The organism is Burkholderia stabilis, from assembly GCF_001742165.1.
Classification (GTDB): Bacteria; Pseudomonadota; Gammaproteobacteria; order Burkholderiales; family Burkholderiaceae; genus Burkholderia; species Burkholderia stabilis.
The window spans coordinates 3,587,644-3,614,130 of sequence record NZ_CP016442.1; the positions used below are offsets into that span (position 1 = coordinate 3,587,644).

The following is a 26,487-nucleotide window of genomic DNA, read 5'->3' on the forward strand; positions in this document are numbered from 1 at the left end:
CGATGACGCTTCGAGGAATCGTCTGGCTCGCGGTCCTGTTCGCGATCGCCGCGGCGCTCGCCACCGTCGGCCGTTTCGACGCGGGGCAGGTGCTGCTCGTCTATCCGCCGTACCGGATCGACGTGTCGCTGAACCTGTTCGTGATCGCCATCGTCGTGCTGTTCATCGTCGTGTATGCGCTGCTGCGCATCGTGCGCAACATCTGGCGCATGCCGCAGCGGGTCGCCGCGTATCGCGCGCGTTCGCGCAACGAGAAGGCGCAGGCGTCGTTGCGCGATGCAATCTCGAACCTGTACGCGGGCCGCTTCTCGCGCGCCGAGAAGGCCGCGCGTGAAGCGATGTCGGTCGACGCGAACCTGGGCGCGGCGAGTCTCGTCGCGGCCACCGCCGCGCACCGGATGCACGAGTACACGCGCCGCGACGACTGGTTGTCGAAGGTCGACGCGCCCGAATGGCAGGATGCGCGGCTGCTTGCCGCGGCCGACATGCGCGCGGACGCGCGCGATGCCGACGGCGCGCTCGCCGCGCTGGCCGACATGCAGGCGGGCGGCAAGCGCATCCATGCGCAACAGGTCGCGCTGCGCGCGCAGCAGCAGTTGAAGAACTGGGCCGAGGTGCTGAAGCTCGCGAAGGCGCTCGAGAAGCGCGAGGCGCTGCATCCGGCCGCGGCCGTGCGGCTGCGCCAGCAGGCCGCGGAGAACCTGCTGCGCGAGCGCCGGCACGACCCGGATGCGCTGCTCGAGGTGTGGCAGTCGCTGTCGCCGGTCGAGCGCCAGTCGCCGCGTCTCGCCGATCTCGCGGCCGACCTGCTCGTGTCGCTCGAGCGCCGCACCGAAGCGCGCCGCATCGTCGAGGACGCGCTCGCGCACAACTGGGACGCGCGCCTGCTGCGCCGTTACCCGGACACCGCCGGCGCCGATGCGCTGCCGCTGATCCAGAAGGCCGAAGGGTGGAAGAAGGATCACCCGGAGGATGCCGACCTGCTGTTCGCGCTCGGCCGTCTCTGCCAGCAGCAGCAGCTGTGGGGCAAGGCGCAGTCGTTCCTCGAATCGGCGCTGAAGCTGGCCGACAACGAGGCGCTGAAGGTGCGGGCGCATCGTGCGCTCGCGCGCCTGTTCGAGCATCTCGGCGAAACCGACAAGGCCGCGAAGCACTACCGCGAAAGCGCGCTCGCGATCACCGTGGTCTGACGCGCGCAGCAGCGCTGCGCAACATGCCCCGAACGCCGCCCGGCCTTCGGGGCATTTTTTTGTCTGCTACGTGCCGAGCCTGCGCAGCAGGTCGTCCTCGCTTGCGACGAACCACACCGACGTGCCGCGATTGGACTCGCGAACCAGCGCGCGCAGCGCTTCGCTGCGCGTGAGCCAATGGTCGATGTCGCCGACCACGCCGAGCCGCACGCCGTAGTTGACGAGCTTCTGCAGCACGGCGCCGGCCAGCCCGCTGTCGAGCCGGTAGAAGTCGTCGTGCAACGCATCGGCAGGCATCGCGACCCAGTCGGCTTCATGCTCGTGCGCGAGCGCGACGAGGTCGAGCGCGTCGCTCTCCCGCTGCACGAGGCCGGCGGAAGGATCGCGGACCAGCACACGGCTGCCGGCTGCCTGAACGATTCGATGATGCATGCGGGTTGACTCCGTCGACATGAGAAAGGCGAGCACGCTGTCGCGCTGCCCGCGGATGAAATGGCGTTGATCTGGAAGGAACCGCACATGCGCGTGCGGCACGAGACGCGTCAGGCGATCGCGCGTGTCGCACGAATCGAGCATCACGTCGCGGCCGCCGACGATCGCGAGCACCGGCGCGGACAACGTGCGCAGCGCGTCGTCGGCGAATACCGGGATCGTGTCGATGCGCGGGCGAAACCCGCGATCCACTGCACGCATCAGCGCGATCGCGTCGCGCTCGGCCGGTGTTTGCGCGGGCGGCAGGCGGCCGAGCACGCGCCGCCGCACGCACGCGCGCCCGACGTCGCCGAGCAACAGCAGCGGCAATGCCCACCACAGAAACGGTTTCTGCCTGCCGATGCCGGACGGGCAGAGCAGCGCAAGCCGCGCGACGCGTGCCGGCCGACGCAACGCGAAGTCGAGCGCCGTTCGCGCGCCGAGCGAGATGCCGACGAACGCGGCACGTGGCACCTGCAGGCCGTCGAGCACGTCGTCGAGCCATTGCGCGTGCGCGTCGCCTGCGAGTGGCGGCCGCGACGGCGCACTCGGCCCTGCTTCGCCGATGACGTCGATCGCATGGAGCCGGAAGTGCTTCGACCACTCGACCGCGTAGTGCTGCCAGCTCGCTGCCGTCGTCTGTGCGCCGTGGATCAGTACGACCGGCGGCGCGTGTTCCGGCCCGCAGACGATCACGTGTGTGGCGCCGTGACGCGTCTGGACGGTGACGCGCCGATGCCCGTCCGGCCAGTGCGACAGTGCGGCCGCATAAGCGGTGCGAATCGCGCGTGCGTGGCACGGCGACCTGAAGATCCCGCTCATGTCGCGTCTTGCCGCAACAGCGCGTCGAGCGACGACATCAGCGCGGCCGTATCGGCCGGCGTCGCGGCCACGATGATCTTGACCTGGCTCGTGGCCGGATCGAACGTGACGTCGATCCGCACGGGGTCGACGTACGACGCGCGGCTGGACACCAGTGCTTGCAGCGACCGCGACAGATACTGGTGCAGCGACTGCGACGCGTCGGGAATGTCGACGATGCTGGTGACGCGCACCGTGCGCGGCACGGGCGCAGCGGGCGTCGTTTGCGTGAACGCGGCGAGATCGGCGTCGAGGATGCGGTACGCGCGTCCGACCCGCGTCGCGCGCAGCTTGCCTTCGCGAATGAACCGCAGGACGGTCTTCGGGTGGATGCGCAGGCGTCCGGCGGTGTCTTCGACGGTATGGAACATGATCGGCGGATGAGTGCTTGAATGCTCTTTATTGTTCCATATATGAAGGAGCATTAGGGAATAATCTGACGGTGCAAAAACGTCGCCGCCGAGCCGGCACGGAAGCGAAAACGCCCCGATGACCGGAGCAGTTCCAGCCATCGGGGCGTTCGGTGAACCGGCCATCGGCCGGCGTGGGTTGTGCGCCCGGTGCGCCCTGTGCGTCGTCAGGTGTCCTGTGTCAGTCGCCCCGCGTCACTTGTCGACGAGCCGCTTCGGCACCGACAGCGCGAGCAGCCCGCCGAGCACGAGGAACCCCGCGAGCATGTACATGCCCGCGTCGTTGGCGCCGGTCGCCTGCTTGAGCCAGCCCATCAGGTACGGGCTCAGGAAGCCCGCGAGGTTGCCGATCGAGTTGATCATCGCGATGCCGGCCGCGGCTGCCGTGCCGCCGAGGAACGCGGTCGGCAGGCTCCAGAACAGCGGCAGCGTGGTGAGGATGCCGATCGTCGCGAGCGTGAGGCCGAGCATCGCGAGCGCCGTCTGGTGTGCCCAGATCACCGACAGCACGAGCCCGAGCGCGCCGATCGCGGCCGGAATCGCGAGGTGCCAGCGGCGCTCGCGGCGCTTGTCCGCGCTGCGCGCGATCAGGATCATCGCGACCACCGCGGCCGCATACGGAATCGCCGACAGCAGGCCGATCGCGACCGTGTCGGTCACGCCCGTCGCCTTGATGATGGTCGGCAGCCAGAAGCCGACGCCGTAGAGCCCCATCACGAACGAGAAATAGATCAGCGCCATCAGCAACACGCGCGGGCTTGCCAGCACGGCGCCGAGCGGCAGGTCTTGCTTCGTCGCTTCTTCCGCGTCGACGTTGCGCGCGAGCAGCGCTTTTTCGTCGTCGGTGAGCCAGGTCGCGCTCGAGATCCGGTCGTCGAGCTTGAGAAACACGACCACGCCGACCAGCACCGACGGAATGCCTTCGAGCAGGAACAGCCATTGCCAGCCATGCCAGCCGCTCGCGCCGTCGAACGCCTTCAGGATGAAGCCCGAGAGCGGCCCGCCGATCACGCCGGACAGTGCGACGGCCGTCATGAAGAACGTCGTCATCCGGCCGCGCCGGTGCGCGGGATACCAGTAGGTGAGATAGAGGATCACGCCGGGGAAGAAGCCCGCTTCGGCGACGCCGAGCAGGAAGCGCATCACGTAGAACATCGCGGGCGTCGTGACGAACATCGTCAGGATCGAGATCACGCCCCACGTCGCCATGATGCGGGCGATCCACACGCGCGCGCCGACCTTGTGCAGGATGATGTTGCTCGGGACTTCGAAGAGGAAATAGCCGAAGAAGAAGATGCCGGCGCCGAGCCCGTAGACGGTGTCGCTGAGATTCAGGTCGCTCGCCATCTGCAGCTTCGCGAACCCGACGTTCACGCGGTCGAGATACGCGACCACGTAGCACAGCAGCAGGAGCGGCGTGAGCCGCCACGACACCTTGCGGTAGGTTGCTTCCTCGAATGCGCCGGACGAACCCGGCAGCGACTGCGTCGATGTTGCCATGTTGTCTCCTGGTTTTGTTGTTCGCCGGAAGCGGCGCATCGGTGGCCGATCCGGTTTCGTGCGAAGCAATGCGTGGATGTCGTGCCGGCCCGCAAGCCCGGGCGCGGCGCGACGGGTGCGGCTAGATGCAGCGTCCGCCGTCGACTTCGAGGCAGACGCCGGTGATGAACTCGGCCTCGTCGGATGCGAGGTACAGCGCCGCGTTCGCGATGTCCTGCGGCGTCGAGAAGCGGCCGAGCGGGATCGTCGCGAGGAAGCGGCGGCGGTTCTCGGGCGTGTCCTCGCAGCCCATGAACTCGGTCATCAGCGCCGTTTCGCCGAGCACGGGGTTGATGCAGTTCACGCGGATGCGGTCGGCGCCGAGTTCGGCCGCGAGCGATTTGCTCGCGGTGATCATCGCGCCCTTCGTGCTGTTGTACCAGACGAGGCCCGGGCGCGGGCGCACGCCGGCCGTCGACGCGACGTTCACGAACACGCCGCCGCCCTGTGCGCGGAAGTACGGAACGAAGGTCTGCACGCACCAGAACAGGCTCTTCATGTTGACGGCGTACACGCGGTCGAACTCGGCCTCCGTCACGTCGAGCACCGGCTTGTTACGGTGCGTGGTGCCCGCGTTGTTCACGACGATCTGCACCGAATGGAAATCGTCGAGCGCGGCCTGCAGCAGCGCGCGCCAGTCGTCGTCCTTCGACACGTCGCCGGCCACCGCGATCGCCTTGCCGCCCGCGAGCGCGATCTCGCTCGCGACGCGCTCGGCCGCCGCGCCGTTCAGATCGTTGACGACGACGTTCGCGCCTTCGCGCGCGTAGGTCTTCGCGATGCCTTCGCCGAAGCCCGAGCCGCCGCCCGTGACGATGGCCGTCTTGCCGCTCAACCGCATGGTGTGTCTCCTGTGCTGGTCATGAGAGTCGTCGTGTTGTGCGATGCGGCCGGCCGCTGCCGGCCGCATTTCGCGCGCCGCGCGTTCAGCCGTGCCGGATCGCGATCGTCTTCAGCGCGGTGAAGCCGTACAGTGCCTCGAAACCTTTTTCCCGGCCATGGCCCGAGTGGCCGACGCCGCCGAACGGCAGCTCGACGCCGCCGCCCGCACCATAGTTGTTGATGAACACCTGGCCCGCTCGCAGGCGCCGTGCGAGACGCATCTGGCGCGCGCCGTCGCGTGTCCAGATACCCGCGACGAGCCCGTACGGCGTGCCGTTTGCGAGCGCCACGGCTTCGTCCTCGTCGACGAAACGCATCGCGGCGAGCACGGGGCCGAACACTTCCTCCTGCGCGAGCCGGTGCGACGGCGGTACGTCGCGCAACAGCGCGGGCGCCTGGTAGAAGCCGCTTTCGGGCGCGTCGGCGACGACCTGCCCGTGCGCGGCCATCGGAATGCCGTCGTGCTGCGCGTCGGACAGGAAATCCCACACGCGCTGCTGTTGTTTCGCGTTGATGAGCGGGCCGCAGTCGAGATCGGCGCGGCTCGGGCCGACCCGCAACCCGTTGAATGCGGTGGCGAGCCGTTCGACGAGCGGCTCGTAGACCGCGCGCTCGATCAGCACGCGGCTGCCGGCCGAGCAGGTCTGCCCGCCGTTCTGCACGATCGCCGACACGAGTACGGGCAGCGCCGCTTCGAGATCGGCGTCGGCGAATACGATCTGTGGCGACTTGCCGCCGAGTTCGAGCGTGACGGGCACGTGGTTTTCGGCCGCCATCTGCGTGACCAGCTTGCCGGTGGCGGGCGAGCCCGTGAACGAGATGTGGTCGATGCCCGGATGGCGCGCGAGCGCGGCGCCGGCCTCATGGCCGTAGCCGGTGACGATGTTGAGTGCGCCGGCCGGCAGCCCGGCTTCGGCGGCCAGTTCGGCGACGCGCAGCAGCGACAGGCACGCATCCTCGGCCGGCTTGACGACACATGCGTTGCCGGCCGCGAGCGCCGCGCCGACGCTGCGCCCGAAGATCTGCATCGGGTAGTTCCACGGCACGATGTGGCCCGTGACGCCGTGCGGCTCGCGCACCGTCAGCACCGTGTAGCCGGCCTGATAGGGGAGGGTTTCGCCGTGCAGTTTGTCGGCGGCGCCCGCATAGAACTCGAAGTAGCGCGCGAGCGCGGCCGCGTCGGCGCGCGCCTGCTTGAGCGGCTTGCCGGTATCGCGCGCCTCGATCGTGGCGAGTTCCTCGATGGAATCGGTCACGCGCGCCGACAGCCGCATTAGCACACGGCCGCGCTCGGCGGCGCTTTTGGCGCCCCACGCGCCTGCGAAGGCGTCGCGGGCGGCGGCGACCGCGCGCTCGATGTCGGGGGCGGTGCCGCGCGCGATCGCCGCGAACGGCTGGCCGTCGGACGGATCGACGACCGCGATGGTTTCCAGTTGCGCGGGCAACGTCCATTCACCCGCGATGAAGTGCTTCGCCTCTTCCATGCGTGCTCCTGTCGACCCGCGTTAGCGCTTCAGCGCTTACGCGGGTCCCATGCTTTGCGGTCGGCCCGCGTTGGTGCTTGCTTACCCATGGCCGGCCCAGACTTCGCGATCGACCCGCGCCGGCGCTTCAGCGTCGACACCGATCCCGTGCAACGCCGCCTGTCGTTCGGCGGCCGGACATCCGGAACGATTATCGCGCCGATCGTCATCCGGACGCCACCGGTCGATTGGCTATAATGGCGCATTCCGTTGAGGGGCGTCTGCGGCGGTGCATCGGCCGCGGCGCCCTGTCCCGAATTCCCATCGACCTACAGAGAGCGCTCATGAGCTTCAATCATGTTCCGGCCGGCAAGGACCTGCCGCAAGATTTCAACGTGATCATCGAGATTCCCGCGCAAAGCGATCCGGTGAAGTACGAGGCGGACAAGGAGCTGGGCCTCCTCGTCGTCGACCGCTTCATCGGCACGGGCATGCGCTATCCGGTGAACTACGGCTACATCCCGCAGACGCTGTCGGGCGACGGCGATCCGGTCGACGTGCTGGTGATCACGCCGTTCCCGCTGCTGGCCGGCTCGATCGTGCGTTCGCGCGTGCTCGGCATGCTGCAGATGACCGATGAGTCGGGCGTCGACGCGAAGCTGGTCGCGGTGCCGCACGACAAGGTCTGCCCGATGACGGCGAACCTGAAGTCGATCGACGACGTGCCCGAGTACCTGAAGGACCAGATCAAGCACTTCTTCGAGCAATACAAGGCGCTCGAGAAGGGCAAGTGGGTGAAGGTCGAAGGCTGGGCCGGCATCGAAGCGGCGCACAAGGAAATCACCGACGGCGCCGCGAACTACAAGAAGTAAGCGGCGTACCGGCCGGCGGCCGGTTCGTGTGAATGCAAACCGCGCGTGTCTCGTCAGGAGGCCGCGCGGTTTTGTTTTGCGTGCGCGGTTTTCTTGCGTGCGGGTGTGGAGCTGTCCGGTGCGTCTTTCGTGCGCTGCTTGCGATCGGCGCGGCGAGGGGCGGCGGAGGCCGCAGCGGCTTCGGCGGTTTTCGTGATCGACGGGCGGCGGCGGGCCGGAGCAGCGGCGTCGTGTTCGTTCGTGACGGGTTGGCTCGCGACAGCCGGCGTTTTCCGTTTCGACGATGGGCGCGCGGACGGTTTGTCCTGCTTTGCGGGTGCACCGCGAGACGAGGCTTTTTTCGCCGCCGCATCGCCGTCGGGTTTCGCGCGTTTCGCGACCGGTGCGGCCTTTGCCGCCTTCGGCGCGTTGGCGGCTTGCTTTGTCTTCGCGGTCTTTGCAGACTTGACGGCTTTCTCGGCTTTCTCGGCTTTCTCGGCTTTCTCGGCTTTCTCGGCTTTCTCGGCTTTCTCGGCTTTTCCGGCTTTTCCGGCTTTCGCCGTCTTCCTCGCCGCCTTCTCCGTTCCCGCCTTCTTCGTCACGTCGTCGACGTTCCCCGCCTTCGCCTTCTTCCGCCCGCGCGCACCCGCGTGCGAACCGGCCGCGTCGCCATTTTCATCGACCGTCATCACTGTCGGCAACACCGATTCCAGCGTCCGTGACCCGGCCGCCAGCTCGCGCTTCTGCGCGGCCGTGAGCCGCTTCACCCAGTATTCGGCGCGTGACGCGCTCGACCGGTCGGGCAGCGGGAACGACGCGAGCACCGCGCGCGGCTTGCGCGAGCGCGTGTAGCGCGCGCCCTTGCCGGCCGCGTGCTCGTCGAAGCGTGCGGCGACATCGGTCGTGATGCCCGTATAGACGCTGTCGTCGGCGCATTCGATCAGATACAGAAACCAGGACATGGCAGGGCGGCGCGCTGCCGCTATTCCGTGCCGCGCCGGAACGGATCGTGTTCGCGCAATTCGTCGACGTACGCGTGGATATGGTCGGTCTCGCGTTCGAGAAAGCGTGCGACCGCATCCGAGAACGCCGGGTGCGCGAGCCAGTGCGCGGAGTGCGTGACGGTCGGCAGGAAGCCGCGCGCGAGCTTGTGCTCGCCTTGCGCGCCGCCTTCGAACGTGTCGAGCCCGGCCTCGATGCAGAATTCGAGCAACTGGTAGTAGGCCGTTTCGAAATGCAGGCAGGGCACGTGCTCGATTGCGCCCCAGTAGCGCCCGTACAGCGTGCCGCCGCCATGCTCGCCGCGCCGGTAGACGGCGAGCGCGCTCGCGATCGGCCGGCCGTCGGCTTCCGCGATCACGAGCAGCAGGTTCTCGGGCATCGTCGCGCCGATCGCGCGGAAGAAGTCGAGGTTCAGGTACGGGCTCGAAAAGTGTTCGCGGTAGGTCTGCCGGTAGCAGCGCGAGAAGAAGCGCCAGTCGGCGTCGGTGATCCGGTCGCCGGTGAGCCGCCTGAACGTCACGCCCGCATCGTGCACCTTGCGCCGCTCGGCGCGGATGTTCTTGCGCTTCTTCTGCTCGAGCGTGCCGAGGAAATCGTCGAAGTGGCGGTAGCCGTCGTTGATCCAGTGGAACTGCACGCCTTCGCGCAGCATCATCCCCATCGATTCGAGGAGGCGCGCTTCGTCGCCGGTCGGGAACAGCACGTGCAGCGACGACACGTCGCTCTGTTCGGCGAACGCGAGCAGCGTGGCCGCGAGCCGGCGGCGCGCGTCGTCGTCGGCCGCGAGCAGGCGCGTGCCCTGCACGGGCGTGAACGGCACCGCGCACAGCAGCTTCGGGTAGTAGGGGATGTCGTTGCGCTGGTATGCGTCGGCCCATGCCCAGTCGAACACGTATTCGCCGTACGAATGCTGCTTCGCATAGACGGGCGCGGCGGCCGCGAGGCGGCCCGTGCGCGCGTCGGTCAGCGTGACGAAGTGCGGCGACCAGCCGGTATCGTCGACCGCGCAGCGCGCGACGTGCAGCGCGTCGAGGAATTCGTGGCGCAGGAACGGCGTCGGCTGCGCGTCGCGCGCGAGCAGCGCGTTCCATTCGTCGGCCGGCACCTCGGCGGGGGACGACAGGATGCCCGTGCGATAATCGATGCGTTCGTGTTTCAAGCGTGAATCCGTACCGTTGGATGTTGCCGGACGCGTGCCGCCGTGGCCCGCGCCCGGGACGATTTCGTCAGCCGTTCAGGGCGCGCCGCCGGGCTGCGCCGATCCCGTCATGAAGACCCGACTCGCTCTCGCCCAGATCAACGTCACCGTCGGCGATTTCGCCGGCAACGTCGCGCGGATCGTCGCGGCCGCGCGCGCCGCGCACAACGATGGTGCGCAGCTGATGGTCGCGCCCGAACTCGCGCTGTCCGGCTATCCGCCGGAAGACCTGCTGCTGCGGCCCGCGTTCTACGCGGCGGCGGCGGCCGCGCTCGACGCGCTCGCCGATGCGCTGAAGGCGTTCGACGGGCTCGCGGTGCTGGTCGGCCATCCGTTGCGCGGCGCGGGCGAAGGCGCGTCGGGCAGCGATCCGCGCGCGCCAGCCGTCGATGGTAATGCAAACCGCCCGATCGAGCGCGGCGTGCCGCCCACCGACACCTTCAACGCGGTGTCGCTGATCGTCGGCGGCGAGATCGTCGGCACCTACCGCAAGCAGGATCTCCCCAACGCCGAGGTATTCGACGAGAAGCGTTATTTCGCGACGGACGCCGAGCCGCTCGTGTTCGAGCTGAACGGCGTGAAATACGGCGTGATCATTTGCGAGGACGCGTGGCACGCATCGGCCGCGCAGATCGCGAAGGCGGCCGGCGCGCAGGTGCTGCTGATCCCGAACGGCTCGCCGTATCACATGAACAAGGAAGCGGTGCGCATCGACATCCTGCGTGCGCGGATCCGCGAAACCGGGCTGCCGATGGTGTACGTGAACCTCGTCGGCGGGCAGGACGAACTCGTATTCGACGGCGGCTCGTTCGTGCTCGACGTGCAGGGTACGCTCGTCGCGAAGCTGCCGCAGTTCGACGAAGGGCACGCGATCGTCGAATTCGACGGCGCGCGGCCGCTGCCCGGCGCGATCGCGCCCGAGCTGTCGACGGATGCGCAGGTGTACCGCGCGCTCGTGACGGGCGTGCGCGACTACATCGGCAAGAACGGTTTTCCCGGCGTGCTGATCGGGCTGTCGGGCGGTGTCGATTCGGCGCTGGTGCTGGCGCTCGCGTGCGATGCGCTCGGCCCCGAGCGCGTGCGCGCGGTGATGATGCCGTCGCGCTTCACGGCCGACATCTCGACCACCGACGCGGCGGAGATGGCGCGGCGCGTCGGCGTGCGCTACGACGAGATCGCGATCGCGCCGATGTTCGACGCGTTCCGCGCATCGCTCGCGGGCGAGTTCGCGGGCCGCGCGGAAGACGCGACGGAGGAGAACATCCAGGCGCGCATCCGCGGCACGCTGCTGATGGCGCTGTCGAACAAGTTCGGCTCGATCGTGCTGACGACCGGCAACAAGAGCGAAATGGCGGTCGGCTACTGCACGCTGTACGGCGACATGGCCGGCGGTTTCGCGGTGATCAAGGACATCGCGAAGACGCTCGTGTACCGGCTTTGCCGCTATCGCAACGAGACGTCCGACTACGCGCTGCGCGACGTGATCCCCGAGCGGATCCTGACGCGCGCGCCGTCGGCCGAGTTGCGCGAGAACCAGACCGATCAGGACAGCCTGCCGCCGTACGACGTGCTCGACGCGATCATGCGGATGTACATGGAGGAAGACCGGCCGCTCGCTGAAATCGTCGCGGCCGGTTACGCGCAGGCCGACGTCGAGCGCGTGACGCGGCTCATCAAGATCAACGAATACAAGCGCCGCCAGGCGCCGATCGGCATCCGCGTCACGCATCGCGCATTCGGGCGCGACTGGCGCTACCCGATCACGTCACGTTTTACCGAACGTCTCGACTGAGCCGCGCACGGCTTACAATCGGGATCGCGATTTTTCATCCAAACGAGCATTGAGGGACAACCATCATGAAACGCATCACCGCCATCATCAAGCCGTTCAAGCTGGACGAAGTCCGCGAAGCGCTCGCCGAAGTGGGTCTCACGGGCCTGACCGTGACGGAAGTGAAGGGCTTCGGTCGCCAGAAGGGGCACACGGAGCTGTATCGCGGCGCCGAATACGTCGTCGACTTCCTGCCCAAGATGAAGATCGAGGTGGTCGTCGCGGAAGCGCAGGTCGACCAGGTGATCGACGCGGTGATCGGCGCGGCGCGCACCGGCAAGATCGGCGACGGCAAGATCTTCGTGTCGGACGTCGAGCGCGTGATCCGCATCCGCACCGGCGAAGAGAACGAAGCGGCCGTCTGAGCGCCGCTTCCGGCAAAGGCCGCGCAAAGCCGGCCCGCCCAATAAAAAACGGTGCGATACCCGGGTGGGTACCGCACCGATACGCGCCTCTCGCAGCAGCGTGGAAAGTGTTGTCGAATCGTTCTCCGGCAGCGCCCGATCAGAACAGGTGCTGGATGCCGGCGTAGACGCCGGTCTGGCTGCCGCCCGGGTTCGGGTTGCCCGTCGAAACGGCCGTGCCGGCGCCGTTCGCGTTCAGGCCGAAGTTGGCCGACGAGCTGTTGCGCACCGTCGCGACCTGCAGGTCGAACAGCGTGCGCTTCGAGATGTTGTACGAACCGCCGACCGTATAGATGTTCGCGTTGCCGCCGCCGTGGTTCGCGTTCACGTGATACACGGCTGCGATCAGCGCCGCTGCCGGCGTCGCTTGCCACGTCACGCCGCCCCAGACCTGCTGGGTGCCGGTCACGCCGGCGTTCACGGCCGGGCCGCCGCTGCCGTCCGCGCGCGATGCCTGGTAGGCGGCCTGCAGCTTGAACTGGCCGAGGAACACGTTCACGCCCGCGAAGTATTCACGCGAATAGTTGAACACGTCCGAGAAGCGGCCGCTGCTGTCGCGCGTTTCGTCGTAGATGCCGCGCAACTGGAACAGCGAGTTCGTGTACGTGACCTGCGCACCGGCTGCACGGCCCGGCTGGCCGGCCGTCGTGTTGCCGTTGAAGCTGGTCGAGTTCGAGAACGAGAACTGGCCGTAGAAGTCGAGGCCGTAGAACTGCGGCGACTGGTACGAAACGTTGTTGCTGGTCTTGTTCCAGTTGCGGCCGCGTACGAGCGATGCGGTCGACCAGGCCGACTGGCCGAACGGGTCGAAGTCCCACACGCCGTTGGCGATCGCGAGCTCACGACCCAACAGCAGCGTACCGTAGCGATCGTTCGAAATGCCGACCGTCGCATAACGATCCCAGATCGAGCCGCTGAAGCCGCCGGTCATCGTGTTGAACGCGCCTTCGAGGTGGAACAGGACCTTGTTGCCGCCGCCGATGTCCTCGCTACCCTTCAAGCCCCACAGGCTCGTGCCCCAGTCGCCGCTTTCCGCGCGCACTTGGTGGCCGTTTTGCAGGCCGTTCATGTACTCGATGCCTGCATCCAGACGGCCATACAGCGTGACGCTGCTCTGCGCGTGCGCCGTAACCACCCCAGCAGCCATCAGCGCGGCCGCGACCAAAGCTTTCTTCATCGTCTCCTCCATACCCTGTCAAAAAGTCAACCCAGAACTGCACGAGATGCCCGGAGCGACGAGCGCCGGGCAAAAGCGGGATAACCAGGGAGACCTCGTGCAGGGCCGGTAAGCACAGCACGCGGGCAAGCGGACGAAAATACCGTTGAGCGGTCCCGCGCACAGCCGGGTCGGCCTGCGGGGTCTCCTTGTAGTGTCGTGAAGCTAAACTACATTTCACGAACTTCGTTTTGCTACTTTGGTTACTAATTTAGCAAAAATACAATTTTGTGGCGATGGAAATCGTTGTTTGACTAACACGTGTCGCCAAATTGCCATGCAACACAGTGCGCAACGGGTGTACCGAGGGTTGTCGATTACCGGAAAACCCTTGTCCCGCAAGGGAGACACGATTCCTACGGACATGGGTCAAGGATTGCCACTATTGACGTTGCAATAACGTGGGCGTAAGCGCGAAAGATGCGAAATTGGTAAGTATTTCGTAATGAATTAGAGGCTGGCGGCCAGCGCTGTGCGAAGCCCGCCGCGCATGGCCTGGCGCCCCGGTGCGCGCCGCTCAGCCCGGGTCCGGACGGGCGTCGAGCAACTGCGCGCGAATCCAGCGGTGCGCATCGGTACGCGCATGCTTCGCGTGCGAATAGACCTTCACCGTATAGCGCGGAATCTCGAACGGCGCGGGGAAGATGCGGATCGGCGCGGCGTGTCGCAGTGCCTGCGCAGCGCGGTTCGGCACGGTCATCAGGAGTGCGGATTCCGCGATCACGAACGGTGCGGCGAGCACGCTCGGCAACTGTACGGCGACCTGCCGCGCGAGGCCGAGCCGGTCGAGCACGTAATCGACCACGCCGCGCGATTCGTTCCACGGCGTGACGACCACGTGGCGCGCCGCGAGGTACTGGTCGAGCGTCAGCCGCCGGCGGATGTCCGGATGCGCGGCGCTCGCGATCACGACGTAGTCGTCGGAGAACCAGTCGAAATCCTCGATGCCCGGCGCGTCGGCCGCCGATTCCTCGTGATAGCCGAGCGCGAAGTCGATGCGGCCGGCGGCGAGCGCGTCGACGGAAATCTTGCGGTCGGAATGGACGACGCGAATCCGCAACTGCGGCGCGACGTGCTGGATGCGTGCAAGGAACGCCGGCAGGACGGCGAACGCCGTGTAGTCGGTCGCGGCGAACACGAACGTGCGGTCGCTTTGCGCGGGATCGAAGCGGCGCGCACGGGCGAGCCCCTTCGACATCGCGTCGAGCGCGCCGCCGGCCCACGCGGCGATGTCGTCGGCGCGGACGGTCGGCTGCATCTCGTTGCCGAGGCGCACGAACAGGGCGTCGCCGATCGCGTCGCGCAGCCGCGCGAGCGCGTGGCTCAGCGCGGACGGGCTCATGGCGAGCTCGTGGGCGGCCGCGGCGACCGACCGGTGGCGGTACAGCGCGTCGAACACGAGCAGCAGGTTCAGGTCGAGGCGGCGCAGATCGGGATGCATCATGTTCAGGTCAGAATGAAGAAACTGCACTTCCTGCAGTAACCGCATGAACGTAGCATGACGATCTGACTGGCGCCAGCGCGGTTGCGCGGCGCTGCTTCCCTTTTCAGATCCGGGCCGCAGGAGGGCTCATACCGTGCCAATCGATATCCGTTCCGCTACCGTCGCCGACGTGCCGCTGATCCTGCGTTTCATCACCGAGCTGGCCGTCTACGAGAAGGCGGAACACGAAGTGGTCGCGACGCCTGCGTCGCTCGAGCGCAGCCTGTTCGGCGAAGGGTCGCCGGCGCGCGCGCTGATCTGCGAGGTCGACGGCGAGCCGGCCGGCTTCGCCGTGTATTTCTTCTCGTATTCGACGTGGCTCGCGCGGCAGGGGCTGTATCTCGAGGATCTGTACGTGTCGCCGCGCTTTCGCGGCGCGGGCGCGGGGCTGCGGCTGCTGAAGGCGCTCGCGCGGATCGCGGTCGAGTCGGGCTGCGGGCGTTTCGAGTGGAGTGTGCTCGACTGGAACGAGCCGGCGATCCGCTTCTACGAGAGCGTCGGTGCGGCGCCGCAGAGCGAATGGGTGCGTTACCGGCTTGCAGGCGACGCGTTGCGCGCGTTCGCCGACAGCACGCCGGTGAGCGCCGGATAAACACGACGGTAAACGCAAAACGGGCGCCGCGCGGTGAACCGCGGGGCGCCCGTTCGTGAGGGCTTGCGTTACTTGAGGCTGCCCGACAGGAACCCGCGCAGGCGTTCGCTCTTCGGATTGGCAAACACCTCGGCCGGCACGCCTTCTTCCTCGACGCGGCCCTGATGCAGGAACATCACGTGGTTCGACACATTGCGCGCAAAGCCCATCTCGTGCGTGACGACGATCATCGTGCGGCCTTCCTCGGCCAGCTTCTGCATCACCTTCAGCACTTCGCCCACCAGCTCCGGGTCGAGCGCCGACGTCGGCTCGTCGAACAGCATCACGTCCGGATGCATCGCGAGCGCGCGCGCAATCGCGACACGCTGCTGCTGGCCGCCGGAAAGATGCGACGGATACTGCTTCTCGACGCGCGGCGCGAGGCCGACCTTCTCGAGATACTCGCGCGCACGATCCTCGGCTTCCTTCTTCGGGATGCCGAGCACGTTCACGGGCGCTTCCATCACGTTCTCGAGCACGTTCATATGCGACCAGAGGTTGAAGTGCTGGAACACCATCGACAGCTTGGTGCGCACGCGCTGCAGCTGCTTCGTGTCGGCCGCGCGCAGCGCGCCCGTCTTGTCGAGCGCGGTGCGTACTTCCTCGCCGTCGACGAAGATGCGGCCCGCGTTGGGCTGTTCGAGGAAGTTGATGCAGCGGAGCATCGTGCTCTTGCCGGAGCCCGACGAGCCGATCACGCTGATCACGTCGCCCGAGTTCGCCTTCAGCGACACGCCCTTGAGCACCTCGTTGTCGCCGTACCGCTTGTGGAGATCGTCGACGAAAAGCTTCTGGTTCTGGGAATTCATCAATAGTCCTGCGAAAACTTACTTGCCTTGCGGGCGCAGATACGCGAGCCAGCGGCGCTCGGCCTGGCGGAACAGCCACACGAGCGTGAACGAGATCGCGAGATAGAGCAGGGCGGCGATGCCGAACGCGTGGAACGACATGTAGGTCGCCGAGTTCACGTCGCGGGCGATCTTCAGGATGTCCGGCACGGTCGCGGTGAAGGCCACCGTCGTCGCGTGCAGCATCAGGATCACTTCGTTGCTGTACAGCGGCAGCGCGCGGCGCAGCGCCGACGGCAGGATCACGCGGCGATACATCGTGAACGGCGTCATCCCGTACGCGCGCGCGGCTTCGATCTCGCCGTACGAGGTCGCCTTGATCGCGCCCGCGAAGATCTCGGTGGTGTACGCGCAGGTGTTCAGCGTGAACGCGAGCAGCGTGCAGTGCATCCCGTCGCGGAAGAACGCGTCGAGCATCGGCGTGCCGCGCACGGCCTGCAGGCTGTAGAGGCCCGTGTAGCAAAGCAGCAGCTGCACGTAGAGCGGCGTGCCGCGGAACACGTACGTGTAGAGCCACACGGCGCTCGACAGCCACTTCCGCTTCGACACGCGCGCGACCGCGAGCGGTATCGACAGGCAGAAGCCGAGGCCGATCGACACGACGAGCAGCCACAGCGTGATCGCGACGCCGGTGATGCGGTAGCCGTCGGTGTAGAGGTAGTTGCGCCAGTATTCTTGGATGAGTTCGATCATAGGTCAGCCTTGCGGACACCGGTCGAGTAGCGCTTTTCGAGCCACATCAGCACGAAGTTCGAGATCGTCGTGATGGCGAGGTAGACCGCTCCCGCGATCAGCGTGAAGAAGAAGAACCGCAGCGTGCCCTTGCCGGCGTCCTGCGACGCTTTCACGACGTCGGCCAGGCCGATGATCGACACGAGCGCGGTGGACTTCACGAGCACCTGCCAGTTGTTGCCGATGCCCGGCAGCGCGAAGCGCATCATCTGCGGGAACATGATCCGCGTGAACACCTGCCAGTTCGTCATCCCGTATGCGCTGCCGGCCTCGAGCTGGCCGCGCGGCACCGACAGGAACGCGCCGCGGAACGTCTCGGTGAAGTACGCGCCGTAGATGAAGCCCAGCACGAGCACGCCGGCGAGGAACGGGTCGATGTCGATCTGGTCCCAGCCGAGCGCGTCGGTCGCCATGTTCAGCCAGATCTGCAGGCTGTAGAACAGCAGCAGCATCAGCACGAGGTCGGGCACGCCGCGGATCAGCGTCGTGTAGACGGTGCCGACGCCGTTCGTCACGCGGTTGCGCGACAGCTTCGCGCCCGCGCCGAGCAGGCCCAGCAGGAACGACAGCGCAAGCGAAAGCACCGCCAGTTTGACGGTTTGCCAGGTGCCTGCGAGGATCAGCGGGCCGTAACCTTGTAGAAACATATGTGGTCCTTGACGGCGCACGCGGTGCGCCGCGAAAGACGCGCCCGCCAAGCTGCGCGGAACGCCCCGTGCGTATCATGACCGTCCGCCCCGGCATGGGTGCCGGGCCGGCCCGTCGCAAGCGGCGGGCCGAGGGGCGGGCGGCGCGTGGTTGACTGCTGTACTGCCCGGATGCGGGGCCGCCCCCGCGTCCGTTGCTTCTTCTTGTCGGCGCTCAGCGAGCCGAGTAGACGCTGAACGAGAAGTACTTGTGCGACAGCCGGTCGTAGGTGCCGTCCTTGTGCATGTCGGCCAGCGCCTTGTTGATCTTGAGCTTCAGGTCCGTATCGTCCTTGCGCAGGCCGATCGCGGTGCCGTCGCCGATCGTCTTCGGATCCTTCACTTCCGGCCCGGCGAACGCGAAGCCCTTGCCGCGCGGCGTGCGCAGGAAACCGTAGTCGGCCTGCAGTTCGTCCTGCAGCGTCGCGTCGAGGCGGCCCGAGCCGAGATCGGCGTAGACCTGGTCCTGGTTCTGGTAAGGAATGATCGTCACGCCCTGCGGTTCCCAGTACGCCTTCGCGTAGGTTTCCTGCGTGGAGCCCTGCTCGACGCCGACGCGCTTGCCCTTGAGCGACGCGACCGTCGGCAGCAGCGGCGAGCCGGCCTTTGCGATCATCCGCGCCGGCGCGTCGTACACCTTGTCGGAGAAGTCGATCTGCTCGCGGCGCTTGTCCGTGACGGTCAGCGACGACACGATGACGTCGTACTTCTTCGCCTTCAGCGCCGGGATGATCCCGTCGAGATCCTGCGCCACCCACACGCATTTCACGTTGATCCGCTTGCAGATCTCCTTGGTGAGATCGACGTCGAAACCGACGATCTCGCCGCTCGGGGCGGTCGACTCGAACGGCGGGTAGCTGGCATCGACGCCGATCCGCACGGTCTTCCACTCCTTCGCGAAGGCGCTGCCCGCCACGAGGGCGAGGGCGGCGCACAGGGCGGCCTTCTTCATTTCCATCCTTCTGTTGCTGACTTTCCGGGGGCGCTCGCGGCCGGTCGGACCGGGCGCCGCGGCGTATTCTAGACGGCCAAAATTCGCCGATCGGCGCTCTGGCGATGGCGGCGCCGGAAGGGCGAACGCCAAAAGGGCGGTATTCTACCCGAACGCGATACCCGCAAAACGGCAATCCGGCGCGATCGATCGATTCTTCGATTCGGCTGTTGCGGCAATCACCGCATTCGCAACGGGTATTGCGTCAATTGCAGTCGTGAATGCAGCGATCCGGTGCGCGGTCGACGGATTGTGGCGGGGTCGGTGCAACCTTACAGTTGGGGCACACCAGAAACAACGCGTCTCACGGAGTGCTCCCATGTTCCAGATCCGTCGTGCCGCCGACCGCGACCAGCGCAGCCATGGCTGGCACGAGTCCCATCACAGCTTTCCCTGCGCCGCCGGGCGTGGCGGCGCGCCGGCGTTCGGCGCGCTGCGCGAACTGAACGAGGAGTGCATCGCGCCGACCCGCGGCTTCGGCATGCGTCCGTACCGCGATGCGGAAATCGTCACCTATGTGCTCGACGGCGCGCTGGCGTACCGCGACAGCCTCGGCAGCGGCGCGATCGTCCGCGCGGGCGGCGTGCAGCGCACGAGCGCCGGCACGGGGATCATGCTCAGCGAAACCAATGCGTCGCGCGACCAGCCGCTGCGCCTGTTGCGGATCTGGCTTGCGCCGGCCGGGGCGGGCGGCCGGCCCGGCTATGCACACACGCGCTTCGCCGACGACGACCGGCGCGGCCGGCTGCGGCTCGTCGCGTCGCCGGACGGCGGCGACGGCTCGCTGCCGGTACAGGCGGATGCGCGGATCTTCGCGGGATGGATCGACGGGGACGAACGGGCGGCATTCGACGTGCCGGCCGGCCGCCGTGTCTACGCGCACGTGGCGCGCGGCGAGGTGGAGATCAACGGCCGCCCGCTGGCGGCGGGCGACGGCGCGGGCATCGGCGGCGTGGACGCGGTCACGTTCGCGCGAGGCCGGGCGGCCGAGGTGCTGCTGTTCGACGTCGCCTGACATGAAAAAAGGGGACGCGGGCGGGTGCCTGCGTCCCCTTCGGCGCCACCCCGGGGGGAGGCTTGCCGGCTTACTGCGCCGGCGCCGACGCGGCCTTGGCCGCGCGATGCTGCTGCCAGCGTTCCTTCATCTTCTCGTGGCGCTGCTCCATCTTCGCGAACTGCTGCTTGAGCGCCGTGCTGACCGTGGTCTTCTGCTGGTCGTTCAGCCCGTTGTAGAACGCGAGCCACGCGGCGGACGTCTGTTCGCGCAGTTGTGCGTTCTGCTGCTCGGCCTGCTGGCGTGCGGCGTGCATTGCGCTCAGGTCGAGAATCGGCTGGTTCTGCTGCGCCTTGAACTGCTCGCGCATCTGTTCGTGGTTCTTGCGCATCGCGTCACGGCTCTGCTTCATCGTGTTGACGGCCGTCTGCCATTGCTGTTCCTGCGACGCGTTGAGCTTCAGCTGGTCATGCAGTTTCATGATCGCGCCGAACGGGCCGCCTTCGTGCCCGTGCATCTGGTGCATGCCGGGGCCGCCCTGCGGCGGCATGTCGTTGGGCTGCGCGGCATGCGCGGTGCCGAATGCGAGAGCGAGCACGGTAGCGGCCGCGATGGCCACGCGGGAAGTCTTCTTATACATTTCAGAAACTCCTTGTATCCAAAGGGTCCGGCGATGCGGCCGCGGGGCAACCCGTGTGCCGCATCCGGTAAGACGCAGGTTAGCGATGCAAGCGTCTGCCGGTGTTACGCGGGGCGTCGGCCGGGTTACCGTGCATTACAGTTCCCTTGCGCGGTAACCCGCAGTAACCCTTTCGTCCCTTTGTTTCGTTCTTCGACTCCACCCTTGCGCGGTAAACTTCGAGCCATGACTACCCAGATCCTCATCGTCGACGACGACCAAGAACTCCGAGACCTGCTGCGCGACTATCTCGTGCGCCAGGGGATGGAAGTGTCCGTGCTGCACGATGCGGCGACGCTCGAGAAGCGCCTGGAGCGCGAGCGGCCCGACCTGATCGTGCTGGACCTGATGATGCCGGGCGTGGACGGCCTGACCGCGCTGCGCCAGTTGCGCGCGGCCGGCGACGACATCCCCGTGATCATGCTGACCGCGCGGGCGGACGACGTCGACCGCATCGTCGGGCTCGAGCTCGGCGCGGACGACTACCTCGGCAAGCCGTTCAACCCGCGCGAGCTGCTCGCGCGCGTGCAGGCCGTGCTGCGCCGCCGCCGCGCGACGCCGTCGGCGGCCGCGCCCGAACAGCGCGAGCCGTTCGCGTTCGGCCGCTTCTTGCTCGACTTCCAGGCGCGCACGCTGTCGGTCGACGGCAAGCCGGCCACGCTGTCGAGCAGCGAATTCGCGCTGCTGAAGATCTTCGTGAACCACGCGCTGCGCACGCTCACGCGCGAGCGGCTGCTCGAGCTGCTGCACGGGCCCGAGTACGACGGCACCGACCGCGGCATCGACGTCCAGGTGTGGCGCCTGCGTCGCATTCTCGAGACGGATCCGTCGACGCCGCGCTTCATCCAGACGGTGCGCGGGCGCGGCTACGTGTTCGTGCCCGACGGCGAGGCTCATGCGCAAACCCATTGATTCACTGTTCGGGCGGCTCGCGCTGCTTGTCGTCGGTGTCCTGCTCCTGTCGCACTTCGCGTGGTTTTTCGCGATGCGGCTCGAGCGCAACCAGATGCAGACGCGTTATGCGGTCGAGGAGGCCGCGTTCCTGGTCGACGCGGTGCGCCAGCACGTCGAGCGCACGCCCGACCAGCCGTTGCCGTCGCGCGTGCGGCTGGTGACGCCCGACAGCGCCGATGTGCCGAATGGCGATCCGTCGCACCTGCCGGCCGCGCTCAAGCGCTTCCGCGACGACGTGAGCGAGCGGATGCCGCCCGGCACGCGCGTCGAGGTTGGCGCGCCGGGTCATCCGCCCGTGCTGTGGGTCAAGGAGCCGACCGACCGCAACTGGATCGTGGTGCCCGTGCAGCCGCTGCGGCCGCCGCGCTCCCTCGACCGGATGCTGCTGTGGCTCGGCACGATCTTCTCGGCTGGCGTGATCGCCGCGCTGTTCGCGGCCTGGCAGCTGCAGCAGCCGCTGCGCTCGCTGGCGCGCGCGGTCGCACGCTTCGGTCGCGGGCAGCCGGTGCCGCCGTTGCGCGAGCGCGGCCCGCGCGAGCTGCGCCAGCTCACGCATGGTTTCAACCAGATGGTGGAACAGGTGTCGCAGGCCGAGAACGACCGTGCGGTGATGCTGGCGGGCGTCGCGCACGACCTGCGCACGCCGCTCGCGCGGATGCGCCTGCGCGCGGAAATGATGGACGACGCGCGTTTGCGCGATGGTGTCGTGCGCGACGTCGATTCGATGTCGCACATCGTCGACCAGTTTCTGGTGTTTGCGCACGGCGGGTCCGACCGCAGCGAGCCGGTGCCGGTCGATCAGGCCTGCGAGCGGATCGCGCGCAGCTATCGCGCGGTCGCGCCGAACGCGCCGACGGTCCAGACGCGGCTCGATGCCGATCCGGGCTTCCGGCTGCCGACGGCGACGCTCGACCGGATCCTGTCGAACCTGCTGGACAATGCGCATGCGTACGGTGCGCCGCCGGTGTTCATCGAGACGGCGCGCACGCCGGCCGGCTACGTGCTGTCGGTCAGCGACAGCGGCGGCGGGATTGCGCCGCGCGACCTCGCGGCCGCCACGCGGCCGTTCGTGCGGCTCGACCCCGCGCGCGGCGGGAACGGCCACAGCGGGCTCGGGCTGGCGATCGTCGAGCGGCTCGTGCTCAGGCTGGGCGGGGCATGCGACATCGGCAACCGCCCCGAAGGCGGCCTGCGCGTCGCGATGACGTTCCCGTTCGAGGTCGTGCCGAAGGACGAACCCCACGCCCAGGCCGCGTAAGCGGCACATGCGGCGGCTGCCCGGCCGGGAAGCCGCCGCGCGGCGTCATTCGCCGAACAGCGTGCCGAGCGTCTCGGCGGCGTTGCTGTCGATGGTGTTGTAGGTCACGGTGGTGGCCTCGAAGATGTAGACGGTCGTATACCGGCCGAGGCGCTCCAGGATTTCTTCCTGCAACGATTCCGGCACGACGTTCATGTTCAGGTACCATGCCGTCGACGACAGCCGCGTCTGGAACGACCCGTACTCCTGCATCAGCTCATAGAACGCGTCGGCATCCTGATCGCGGCAGACGATCACCAAGTTTCCTGCCATTCCCTTCCTCCCGCACGTCGATCGATCCCCAAGGGGGCCAGCCCCGATCATACCCGGTTCACCGTATCGGGCCGATGATGCCCGACACGGTTTGCGCCCGCGTGCGGCTGGCGGGTTCACGGCCGGGCCGGATCACGGCATAATTCGGGCCTGCATGCCGGTCGTAGGGCAGCGGCCAGGCCGCTCCGTACCGCGCACCGCCGTCCGCCCGAGCGTCGGGCACGATCCGTGCGCCGCCGGCGCCGTTCCCGGACGGTTGTACCTGAAATACAGGTTGGTGTAGTGTCGTGCCGTCGCGGACCGACTCGACCGGGGCCGCGCGGCAGCGCATGCACGCACGGCGCAACGCGCCGGCGTGAGACCGTCAGTCAATCGAATTACCGCGCCCGTGCGCTTTGCCATGAATCAACATCGACTGCCGGCTTCGTTCGGCCTTACCGGGGAGAGCGCCTGATGGACGTCGGATTCTTCAATCCGAACCGGACCGCCAACGCGTCCGCTTGGCGCGTCCTGCCGAACCGGTGGGATTTCATCGCGTTTCCGCTGATCATCTGCCTGCTCGCGATGGCGGTCGTCGGTTTCCATGAAACGATGGCGCCGATCGGCGTGCTGCAGACGCAGAAGATCTCGCTCGATCCGTCGAACCTGCCCGAATACGCGTTGCGCACCACGCTGCGGATGCTCGCCGCGATGGTCGCGTCGCTCGCGTTCACGCTGATCTACGGCACGCTCGCGGCGAAAAGCCGCCGCGCGGGCATGGTGTTGATCCCGATCCTCGACATCCTGCAGTCGGTGCCGGTGCTCGGCTTCATCTCGTTTACCGTCACGTTCTTCCTCGCGCTGTTCCCGAGCCGCGTGCTCGGCGCCGAGCTCGCGGCGATCTTCGCGATCTTCACGAGCCAGGCGTGGAACATGACGTTCAGCTTCTACCAGTCGCTGCGCACGGTGCCGCGCGATCTCGACGAAGTGGCGCGGAGCTTCCACCTGACATCCTGGCAGCGCTTCTGGAAGCTCGAGGTGCCGTTCTCGATGCCGGGGCTGATCTGGAACATGATGATGTCGATGTCGGGCGGCTGGTTCTTCGTCGTCGCGTCGGAGGCGATCACCGTCGGCAACCAGACGATCACGCTGCCGGGGATCGGCGCGTATCTCGCGCAGGCGATTTCGGACAAGAACCTCGGCGCGATCGGCTGGGTGATCCTGACGATGACGGTCGTGATCCTGGCCTATGACCAGTTCCTGTTCCGCCCGCTCGTCGCGTGGGCCGACAAGTTCCGGATGGAGAACACGAGCTCGGGCAACGCGCCGGAGTCGTGGCTGCTCGACCTCGTGCGCCGCACGCGCCTGATCCATCAACTGCTCGTGCCGGCCGGCTGGTTCTTCGCCAAGGCGGCGCGGATTCCGCTGCGCCTGCCGCTGTCGGGCGCGATGCGTTTCACGCTGCCGCGCGTCGAGAAGAAGGCGTCGCGCACGGTCGACATCGCGTGGGCGACCCTCGTGCTGATCGGTACGGCCTATATCGTGTGGCGCGTCGTCAGCTTCGTGTCGACCGGCGTGACGATGGCCGAAGTCGGCCACGTGCTCGTGCTCGGGCTCATCACGCTGCTGCGCGTGGTCGTGCTGATCGCGATCGCCTCCGTGATCTGGGTGCCGATCGGCGTGTGGGTCGGGCTGCGCCCGAGGCTGGCCGAGAAGCTGCAGCCGCTCGCGCAGTTCCTCGCAGCGTTTCCGGCGAACCTGCTGTTCCCGGTGTTCGTGATCGTGATCGCGGGCTTCCACCTGAACCCCGACATCTGGCTGTCGCCGCTGATCGTGCTCGGTACGCAGTGGTATATCCTGTTCAACGTGATCGCCGGTGCAACGTCCTACCCGAACGACTATCGCGAGGCGGCGACGAACTTCCGCATTCGCGGCTGGCAGTGGTGGCGGCAGGCGATCCTGCCCGGCATCTTCCCGTACTACGTGACCGGCGCGATCACCGCATCGGGCGGCGCGTGGAACGCGAGCATCGTGTCGGAAGCCGTACAGTGGGGCAACACGAAGATCGAGGCGCACGGCCTCGGCGCGTACATCGCACAGACCACCGCCGCCGGCGACTTCCCGAAGATCATCCTGGGCATCGCCGTGATGTCCCTGTTCGTCACCCTGTTCAACCGCCTGCTGTGGCGCCCGCTGTATACCTTCGCCGAAGCGAAGCTGCGGCTCGACTGAGACTGATTGAGAGCGAAACGCGATGCACAATCCGAATGCTGTAAACGCCCCCGTCCAGACGTCCCAGCCGCCGCGCCTCGGTGAAGAAATCCTGCGCGTCGATCACGTCTGCCGAGGTTTCAACAAGACGCAAGGCGAGCTGCTGGTGCTCGACGACGCGAACCTGTCGCTGCGCGAAGGCGAGATCGTCGGGCTGCTCGGCCGTTCCGGCTCGGGCAAGTCGACGCTGCTGCGCATCATCGCCGGCCTGATCGAGCCGACCGGCGGGGAAGTGACCTATCTCGGCAAGCCGCTGAACGGCCCGGCCGAAGGCGTCGCGATGGTGTTCCAGACCTTCGCGCTGTTTCCGTGGCTCACGGTGCTGCAGAACGTGGAAGCCGGCCTCGAAGCCCTGGGCGTCGGTGCGCGCGAGCGGCGCGAGCGCGCGCTCGCCGCGATCGACCTGATCGGTCTCGACGGCTTCGAAAACGCGTATCCGCGTGAGTTGTCGGGCGGCATGCGCCAGCGCGTGGGCTTTGCGCGCGCGCTCGTCGTCGATCCGACGATCCTGCTGATGGACGAGCCGTTCTCGGCGCTCGACGTGCTGACGGCCGAAACGCTGCGTACCGACCTGCTCGACCTGTGGACGCAAGGCCGGATGCCGATCAAGTCGGTGCTGATCGTCACGCACAACATCGAGGAAGCGGTGTTCATGTGCGACCGGATTCTCGTGCTGTCGTCGAACCCGGGCCGCGTGATCGCCGAGATCAAGGTGCCGTTCAAGCATCCGCGCAACCGGCTCGACCCGGCGTTCCGCAAGCTCGTCGACGACATCTACGCGAAGATGACGGCCCGCCAGACCAACGAGGCGACGAAGAAGGGGCTCGAGCTCGGCAGCTGGCTGCCGCAGGTGTCGACCAACCTGATGGCCGGCCTGATCGAAACGCTCGCGATGGCGCCGTACCACGGCCGCGCGGACATGCCGGAAATCGCGCGCACGCTGCATCTGGAGGTCGACGACCTGTTCCCGATCGCCGAAGTGCTGCAGTACCTCGGTTTCGCGGACGTGCGGGAAGGCGACGTGTTCCTGACGCCGCCGGGGCGCGTGTTCGCGGAATTCGGCACGCAGGAACGCAAGCTGATGTTCGCGGATCACCTGCTGAAGCACGTGCCGCTCGCCGCGCGGATCAAGAAGGTGCTGAACGAACGCCCGGGCCACCGCGCGCCGCGCGTGCGCTTCGAGCAGGAGCTGGAGGATTTTCTGTCGGACGGCGCGGCCGAGGAAACGCTCGACGCAGTGATCGACTGGGGCCGTTACGGCGAGATCTTCTCGTACAACGACCAGACCGAGATCTTCAGCCTCGAGGACGTCGAGTCCTGATCGAAGGCGCCGGGCCGCACGGCCCGGCAT

Annotated in this window: 26 protein-coding genes; 11 read left to right on the forward strand and 15 right to left on the reverse strand. The window is 67.4% G+C overall.

What is annotated here, in order from left to right; translation table 11 throughout:
* The first annotated feature begins 2 nt into the window (after positions 1-2).
* Entirely contained in the window at positions 3-1,190 is a 1,188-nt protein-coding gene (locus BBJ41_RS16680) for a heme biosynthesis protein HemY (protein ID WP_069747324.1), read from the forward strand.
* A gap of 66 nt (positions 1,191-1,256) precedes the next feature.
* On the opposite strand, the gene BBJ41_RS16685 is transcribed toward BBJ41_RS16680, so the two are convergent.
* The 5 genes from BBJ41_RS16685 to BBJ41_RS16705 all read right to left on the reverse strand — a co-directional run bounded on the left by BBJ41_RS16685 (position 1,257) and on the right by BBJ41_RS16705 (position 6,837).
* Positions 1,257-2,483 (reverse strand): alpha/beta fold hydrolase, encoded by a 1,227-nt coding sequence (locus tag BBJ41_RS16685; RefSeq protein WP_069747325.1) that lies wholly within the window; start codon positions 2,481-2,483, stop codon positions 1,257-1,259.
* Positions 2,480-2,893, reverse strand: a complete 414-nt coding sequence (locus BBJ41_RS16690; protein ID WP_069747326.1) for a helix-turn-helix domain-containing protein — start codon at positions 2,891-2,893, stop codon at positions 2,480-2,482. Before BBJ41_RS16690 ends, BBJ41_RS16685 begins: the two co-directional genes overlap by 4 nt.
* A gap of 234 nt (positions 2,894-3,127) precedes the next feature.
* Positions 3,128-4,432 carry an MFS transporter gene (locus BBJ41_RS16695; protein ID WP_069747327.1) on the reverse strand — a complete coding sequence of 435 codons (1,305 nt, stop codon included), beginning with the start codon at positions 4,430-4,432 and terminating at the stop codon, positions 3,128-3,130.
* A 121-nt stretch (positions 4,433-4,553) separates the two neighbouring features.
* The gene (locus tag BBJ41_RS16700; RefSeq protein WP_069747328.1) at positions 4,554-5,312 is read right to left on the reverse strand and encodes an SDR family oxidoreductase; all 759 of its coding nucleotides are present in this window, start codon (positions 5,310-5,312) and stop codon (positions 4,554-4,556) included.
* Between the two features lie 85 nt (positions 5,313-5,397).
* The gene (locus BBJ41_RS16705) at positions 5,398-6,837 is read right to left on the reverse strand and encodes an aldehyde dehydrogenase family protein (RefSeq protein WP_069747329.1); all 1,440 of its coding nucleotides are present in this window, start codon (positions 6,835-6,837) and stop codon (positions 5,398-5,400) included.
* A gap of 87 nt (positions 6,838-6,924) precedes the next feature.
* Here BBJ41_RS16705 and BBJ41_RS40460 point away from each other — a divergent pair, with 87 nt between their 5' ends.
* Both BBJ41_RS40460 and ppa read left to right on the forward strand, forming a co-directional pair.
* Positions 6,925-7,074, forward strand: a complete 150-nt coding sequence (locus BBJ41_RS40460; RefSeq protein WP_156814797.1) for a hypothetical protein — start codon at positions 6,925-6,927, stop codon at positions 7,072-7,074.
* 86 nt (positions 7,075-7,160) lie between these two features.
* A complete protein-coding gene (ppa, locus tag BBJ41_RS16710) occupies positions 7,161-7,688 on the forward strand; it encodes an inorganic diphosphatase (RefSeq protein ID WP_011352863.1) in 528 nt (175 codons plus the stop codon).
* Positions 7,689-7,741: 53 nt separating this feature from the next.
* Here ppa and BBJ41_RS16715 read toward each other — a convergent pair whose 3' ends face one another.
* A complete protein-coding gene (locus tag BBJ41_RS16715) occupies positions 7,742-8,629 on the reverse strand; it encodes a GIY-YIG nuclease family protein (protein WP_069747330.1) in 888 nt (295 codons plus the stop codon).
* Between the two features lie 20 nt (positions 8,630-8,649).
* Positions 8,650-9,828 (reverse strand): GNAT family N-acetyltransferase, encoded by a 1,179-nt coding sequence (locus BBJ41_RS16720; protein ID WP_069747331.1) that lies wholly within the window; start codon positions 9,826-9,828, stop codon positions 8,650-8,652.
* A 109-nt stretch (positions 9,829-9,937) separates the two neighbouring features.
* Between BBJ41_RS16720 and BBJ41_RS16725 the strand changes: the two genes are divergently transcribed.
* Together BBJ41_RS16725 and BBJ41_RS16730 are read left to right on the forward strand one after the other, a co-directional pair.
* The gene (locus BBJ41_RS16725; protein WP_069747742.1) at positions 9,938-11,659 is read left to right on the forward strand and encodes an NAD+ synthase; all 1,722 of its coding nucleotides are present in this window, start codon (positions 9,938-9,940) and stop codon (positions 11,657-11,659) included.
* A 65-nt stretch (positions 11,660-11,724) separates the two neighbouring features.
* The gene (locus BBJ41_RS16730; RefSeq protein WP_006398637.1) at positions 11,725-12,063 is read left to right on the forward strand and encodes a P-II family nitrogen regulator; all 339 of its coding nucleotides are present in this window, start codon (positions 11,725-11,727) and stop codon (positions 12,061-12,063) included.
* 139 nt (positions 12,064-12,202) lie between these two features.
* Here BBJ41_RS16730 and BBJ41_RS16735 read toward each other — a convergent pair whose 3' ends face one another.
* Positions 12,203-13,279: a porin gene (locus tag BBJ41_RS16735; RefSeq protein ID WP_069747743.1), complete on the reverse strand. Its 1,077-nt coding sequence runs from the start codon at positions 13,277-13,279 to the stop codon at positions 12,203-12,205.
* Between the two features lie 556 nt (positions 13,280-13,835).
* Positions 13,836-14,807 carry a LysR family transcriptional regulator gene (locus BBJ41_RS16740; protein WP_236872034.1) on the reverse strand — a complete coding sequence of 324 codons (972 nt, stop codon included), beginning with the start codon at positions 14,805-14,807 and terminating at the stop codon, positions 13,836-13,838.
* A gap of 88 nt (positions 14,808-14,895) precedes the next feature.
* Here BBJ41_RS16740 and BBJ41_RS16745 point away from each other — a divergent pair, with 88 nt between their 5' ends.
* On the forward strand, positions 14,896-15,393 hold the full coding sequence (locus tag BBJ41_RS16745) for a GNAT family N-acetyltransferase (RefSeq protein WP_069747333.1): 498 nt from the start codon (positions 14,896-14,898) through the stop codon (positions 15,391-15,393).
* A 68-nt stretch (positions 15,394-15,461) separates the two neighbouring features.
* On the opposite strand, the gene BBJ41_RS16750 is transcribed toward BBJ41_RS16745, so the two are convergent.
* The 4 genes from BBJ41_RS16750 to BBJ41_RS16765 all read right to left on the reverse strand — a co-directional run bounded on the left by BBJ41_RS16750 (position 15,462) and on the right by BBJ41_RS16765 (position 18,650).
* A complete protein-coding gene (locus BBJ41_RS16750; protein ID WP_069747334.1) occupies positions 15,462-16,241 on the reverse strand; it encodes an ABC transporter ATP-binding protein in 780 nt (259 codons plus the stop codon).
* A gap of 18 nt (positions 16,242-16,259) precedes the next feature.
* Positions 16,260-16,973, reverse strand: coding sequence for an ABC transporter permease (locus BBJ41_RS16755; protein WP_069747335.1), 714 nt, complete (start codon positions 16,971-16,973; stop codon positions 16,260-16,262).
* Positions 16,970-17,659, reverse strand: coding sequence for an ABC transporter permease (locus BBJ41_RS16760; protein WP_006489645.1), 690 nt, complete (start codon positions 17,657-17,659; stop codon positions 16,970-16,972). The genes BBJ41_RS16755 and BBJ41_RS16760 overlap by 4 nt, the downstream gene beginning before the upstream one ends.
* Positions 17,660-17,873: 214 nt before the next feature.
* Positions 17,874-18,650, reverse strand: a complete 777-nt coding sequence (locus BBJ41_RS16765; RefSeq protein WP_069747744.1) for an ABC transporter substrate-binding protein — start codon at positions 18,648-18,650, stop codon at positions 17,874-17,876.
* 358 nt (positions 18,651-19,008) lie between these two features.
* Between BBJ41_RS16765 and BBJ41_RS16770 the strand changes: the two genes are divergently transcribed.
* Complete coding sequence (locus BBJ41_RS16770; RefSeq protein WP_069747336.1) at positions 19,009-19,704, forward strand: pirin family protein; 696 nt, start codon at positions 19,009-19,011, stop codon at positions 19,702-19,704.
* Between the two features lie 70 nt (positions 19,705-19,774).
* Here BBJ41_RS16770 and BBJ41_RS16775 read toward each other — a convergent pair whose 3' ends face one another.
* A complete protein-coding gene (locus BBJ41_RS16775) occupies positions 19,775-20,323 on the reverse strand; it encodes a Spy/CpxP family protein refolding chaperone (RefSeq protein WP_069747337.1) in 549 nt (182 codons plus the stop codon).
* 225 nt (positions 20,324-20,548) lie between these two features.
* Here BBJ41_RS16775 and BBJ41_RS16780 point away from each other — a divergent pair, with 225 nt between their 5' ends.
* Both BBJ41_RS16780 and BBJ41_RS16785 read left to right on the forward strand, forming a co-directional pair.
* Positions 20,549-21,274 carry a response regulator gene (locus BBJ41_RS16780; protein ID WP_006493394.1) on the forward strand — a complete coding sequence of 242 codons (726 nt, stop codon included), beginning with the start codon at positions 20,549-20,551 and terminating at the stop codon, positions 21,272-21,274.
* Entirely contained in the window at positions 21,258-22,574 is a 1,317-nt protein-coding gene (locus tag BBJ41_RS16785; RefSeq protein WP_069747338.1) for an ATP-binding protein, read from the forward strand. The genes BBJ41_RS16780 and BBJ41_RS16785 overlap by 17 nt, the downstream gene beginning before the upstream one ends.
* A 45-nt stretch (positions 22,575-22,619) precedes the next feature.
* Here the strand turns inward: BBJ41_RS16785 and BBJ41_RS16790 are convergent, their stop codons facing one another.
* A complete protein-coding gene (locus BBJ41_RS16790) occupies positions 22,620-22,886 on the reverse strand; it encodes a double-stranded DNA-specific endonuclease (protein ID WP_011545926.1) in 267 nt (88 codons plus the stop codon).
* 453 nt (positions 22,887-23,339) lie between these two features.
* On the opposite strand from BBJ41_RS16790, the gene BBJ41_RS16795 reads away from it, so the two are divergent.
* Together BBJ41_RS16795 and BBJ41_RS16800 are read left to right on the forward strand one after the other, a co-directional pair.
* Positions 23,340-25,097: an ABC transporter permease gene (locus BBJ41_RS16795; RefSeq protein ID WP_069747339.1), complete on the forward strand. Its 1,758-nt coding sequence runs from the start codon at positions 23,340-23,342 to the stop codon at positions 25,095-25,097.
* 22 nt (positions 25,098-25,119) lie between these two features.
* The gene (locus tag BBJ41_RS16800) at positions 25,120-26,457 is read left to right on the forward strand and encodes an ABC transporter ATP-binding protein (RefSeq protein ID WP_069747340.1); all 1,338 of its coding nucleotides are present in this window, start codon (positions 25,120-25,122) and stop codon (positions 26,455-26,457) included.
* Positions 26,458-26,487: the final 30 nt, after the last annotated feature.